The 4,112-nt window shown below is 29.6% G+C and carries 4 protein-coding genes; all 4 read left to right on the top strand.

Translation table 11 applies throughout. The features are described from left to right. The first annotated feature begins 198 nt into the window (after nucleotides 1-198). Nucleotides 199-426 carry a heavy-metal-associated domain-containing protein gene (locus tag ACTHW2_RS04050; protein ID WP_442262455.1) on the top strand — a complete coding sequence of 76 codons (228 nt, stop codon included), beginning with the start codon at nucleotides 199-201 and terminating at the stop codon, nucleotides 424-426. A 307-nt stretch (nucleotides 427-733) separates the two neighbouring features. After that, the gene (locus tag ACTHW2_RS04045; RefSeq protein WP_442262454.1) at nucleotides 734-1,390 is read left to right on the top strand and encodes an aspartate/glutamate racemase family protein; all 657 of its coding nucleotides are present in this window, start codon (nucleotides 734-736) and stop codon (nucleotides 1,388-1,390) included. A gap of 50 nt (nucleotides 1,391-1,440) precedes the next feature. Next, entirely contained in the window at nucleotides 1,441-2,553 is a 1,113-nt protein-coding gene (locus ACTHW2_RS04040; RefSeq protein WP_442262452.1) for an ATP-NAD kinase family protein, read from the top strand. 269 nt (nucleotides 2,554-2,822) lie between these two features. Further along, nucleotides 2,823-4,112: hydroxylamine reductase (hcp, locus tag ACTHW2_RS04035; protein ID WP_442262451.1), on the top strand; the 1,290-nt coding region annotated here is incomplete at its 3' end.

Genomic DNA, 4,112 nt, shown 5'->3' with positions numbered 1-4,112 from the left:
AGTTGGAGTTGTATTATTTCTACTTGCAAGTGTATTCTTTAGTGAGTGGATGAATATGTCAATAGGAATGCTGCTACATGAAGGAAGTATATTAGTAGTTATTTTAAATGGTATGAGACTACTGCGTTATAAATTAAGGTATTAATAATATATAAAATATGAAGGATAAAAAATATTTAAATAAAAGGAGAGAGTAAAATGAAAAAAGCAACTATACAATTAGAATCATTAGCTTGTCCATCATGTGTACAAAAGATTGAGAATGCAACAAAAAAATTAGATGGTGTAGACAAAGAAAGTGTAAAGGTTTTATTTAATTCAAGCAAGGTAAAATTTGATTTTGATAATGAAAAATTATCACTTAAAGATGCTGAAGATGCTATAGCTGCACTTGGATATGAAGTTAAAAAAGCAAAAGCAAAATAAAATATTAAAAGCAAAATTTAAATCATTGAAAAAGGTAAGGAATACTAGTAAGTTTTAACTAGTATTCCTTACCTTTTTTTATAAAAGTTTCATTATACTTACAGATAAAGGAATAATGTGTTATAATCTACATATAAAGTGATTAAATTTAAGCTAGAAAATATAATAAAAGAAAAGAATCCAAGATAAAAAATTTATTTAAAAAATTAAATAATTACTATATAAAACTAAAAAAGGACAAAAACTTACATAAATGATAAAAACTAAATAATTTTAAATTATCATTTAAGATTAGAGGAGGAATTTGATGAAAAAAATGGTTGGAGTAATAGCTGGAACACCTGTAGATACACAAATGGGAGTAGACTTTTTACTTGAAAACAAGGTTAAATCATCTGGCTATCCTATTTCTAAAAATGCCAAAGAACAAAGTAAACTTCAATTATTATCTAAAGAAAGCCTATATAAAAAGGTTGTTAAAACTATAAAGCAAGCTAAGATAGAAGGAGTAAAGAGTATTTTTCTTTATTGCAATTCTCTTAGTGCGGCTATAGATATAGAAAAAATATCAAAAGAGACTGATGTATCTATAATTACTCCTTTTGCTGCATATACTGACTTTGGAATAGACTATTCATCACTTCTAGTATTAGGTGCAAATGGACAATCCTGTGCAAAGATTGAAAGTATTTTAGAAGAAAATAATGATAATATTAAAATATGGAGTATATCTGCATTACCACTGGTGGAAGAAATTGAAACTGGGAAAAAAGATAGTGTAATATTTGAATATTTGAACTTAGATTTTATATTAAAATGGGCAGAGTCAAATGGGATAGAAGGAATAGTTTTAGGATGTACCCATCTTCCCTATATATCAAAACTGTTTAGGGAAGAAACTACAATACCTATCTTAGATCCGGCAGAGAAAATGTTAGAAAAGATTCTTGAAGTATATGTCTAAATAATTTAGGGAAGTTTATATTAAAATATTTTAATATAGGAGGATAATTTATGAAACTTGGATTTATAGTTAATCCTATTGCAGGAATGGGTGGTAAGGTAGGACTTAAAGGAACAGATGGTCCAGAGATATTAGAAAAAGCTAGAAGTTTAGGAGCAAGACCCGAATCGCCGGGTAAAGCAAAAAAAGCTTTAGAATCATTATTGCCTTTAAAAGATAAATTAGAAATATTTACTTATCCGGGTGATATGGGTGAAAAAGAAGCAAGGGAATTAGGATTTAATCCCACTGTTATTGGAAAAATAGAAGGTAGATTTAATCCTAAAAATACTGAAAATGCTGCAAAAGAAATGGTTGATAAAGAGGTAGATTTAATACTTTTTGCAGGCGGTGATGGCACTGCACGAAACATCTTTAATTCTGTAGATACAAAGGTTCCAGTAATAGGTATACCAACAGGTGTTAAAATCCATTCAGGAGTATATGCAAATTATCCTAAGGCAGCTGGAGATATAGCTCTTAAATATCTTCAAGATGATGATAAAAAGACAGAAGAAGCTGAAGTTATGGATATAGATGAAGAAGCTTTTAGAAAAGGTGAAGTAACAGCAAAATTATATGGATATGTTATGATTCCTCAAGAAGAAGACTTGGTACAAAATACTAAATCGAGTGGGGCAGGATCAGAAGATGCAGCCTTAGATGGAATTTCTAATAAAATTATTGATGAAATGGAAGAAGATATATTTTATATTATAGGATCTGGCACATCTATAAGGCCTATTATGGAAAAGTTAAACTTACCCAATACTCTTTTAGGTATAGATATTATAAAAAATAAAGAGTTAGTAGCAAGCGATGTAAACGAAAAACAAATCCTAGATATAATTGGAGACAACAGTGTTAAAATAATAGTTACTGTTATAGGAGGACAAGGATATATATTTGGAAGAGGAAATCAACAGATAAGTGCAGAAGTTATTAAAAAGGTTGGGAAAGATAATATACGTGTTATTGCATCTAAAAATAAACTTCTCTCTTTAGATAGAAGACCTCTTTTAGTAGATACGGGAGATGAAGAAGTAAATAGTATGCTTGATGGATATATAAAGGTATTAACTAGTTATAATATGGAATCTTTTGAAAGAGTAAAGGGTTTATAAATTAACATTAATTAATAAAAAACATATAAAAGAAAATATATAAATTTGTTTTAAGAAAACACTTCCAAAGTAGATAGTCTAATTGATATAAAATTAGCTTATCTATTTGGAAGTGTTTTTTATTATTAAATAGAAATGAGGATTTAAATAAACTATATGTATAAAACCATCTATAAATGTGCAAATTAAGATTAATAATGGTAATAGTTCAATATTTATAAATGCAAATAAAATGAGCCGTTAAAATATCAAAACAGGAGGATATTAGGATGCAAAATGCAATGTTTTGTTATCAGTGTGAGCAAACAATGGGTGGGAAAGGCTGTACGAAAAGTGGAGTATGTGGAAAAACTCCAGAAATAGCTAATTTACAAGATTTATTGATATATCAATTAAAAGGCATATCATGCTATGCTAGAGCCCTAATAGAAAATGGAGAAAAGATAGATAAGGAAATCGTAAAATTTGTAGAAAATAGCTTATTTACAACTTTAACCAATGTAAACTTTGATGCAGAAGTACATGTAAAGTTACTTAAGGATTCTCAAGTGATAAAAGAAACTATAAGGAATCAGGCTCCAAGGGGTGACTATCCTGAAGCTGCTACTTATAATCTTAGCCACACTAAAGAAGAAATGTTAAAAGATTCAGTAAAAGCTGGTATTATGTATGATCAAGATCTTGATGAAGATATAAGATCTTTAAGATGGACGACAATATATGGTTTAAAGGGAATAGCTGCATATGCTCATCAAGCTAGATTTATAGATTATCATAGTGATCAGGTAGATGATTTTTATTTTATAGCATTAGAAGCTACTACAAATGATGAATTGACATTTGAGGAACTTCTTAGGATGACAATGAGAACCGGTGAAATGAGTATAGAAGTTATGAGGCTTTTAGATGAAGCTAATACTGAAACATATAAAAATCCATCTCCTCACAAGGTAAATGTAAAAACTAAGAAAGGACCATTTATAGTTGTGTCGGGTCATGATCTAAGAGATTTAGAAATGCTTCTAGAACAAACTGAAGGAAAAGGAATCAATATCTATACACATGGAGAGATGTTACCATGTCATGGATATCCAGGCCTAAAGAAATATAAGCATTTAGTAGGTAACTATGGATCTGCGTGGCAAAATCAACAAAAAGAGTTCAATGATATGCCAGGATGTATCTTGATGACTACTAATTGCTTGATGAGACCAAGAGAGTCTTATAAGGATAGGTTATTTACAACAAGTGTTGTAGGATGGGACGGTATTAAGAACATTCAAGCAGAAGAAGACGGATGGAAAGATTTTACTGAGATTATAGATAAGGCTCTTGAACTAGGTGGATTTAATGAAGATGAAGAAGAAAAAGAAATTTTAGTAGGATTTGGACACAAAGAAACATTATCCCATGCAGACACTATAGTAGATGCAGTAAAATCAGAAAAGATTAAACATTTCTTTTTAATAGGTGGATGTGATGGTGCAAAACCAGGGAGAAATTACTATACAGAATTTGCAGAAAAAGTACCTAAAGACTGTATAATCATGACTCTTGCT

Origin of the sequence: Tissierella sp. (assembly GCF_052089545.1) — a bacterium.
Taxonomy (GTDB): Bacteria; Bacillota; Clostridia; order Tissierellales; family Tissierellaceae; genus Tissierella_A.
This window is presented reverse-complemented; position numbering and strand designations above follow the sequence as displayed.

Coding starts and splice junctions, on each gene's coding strand:
- ACTHW2_RS04050 (WP_442262455.1), top strand. CDS start 199: ATGAAAAAAGCAACTATACAATTAGAATCATTAGCTTGTCCATCATGT.
- ACTHW2_RS04045 (WP_442262454.1), top strand. CDS start 734: ATGAAAAAAATGGTTGGAGTAATAGCTGGAACACCTGTAGATACACAA.
- ACTHW2_RS04040 (WP_442262452.1), top strand. CDS start 1,441: ATGAAACTTGGATTTATAGTTAATCCTATTGCAGGAATGGGTGGTAAG.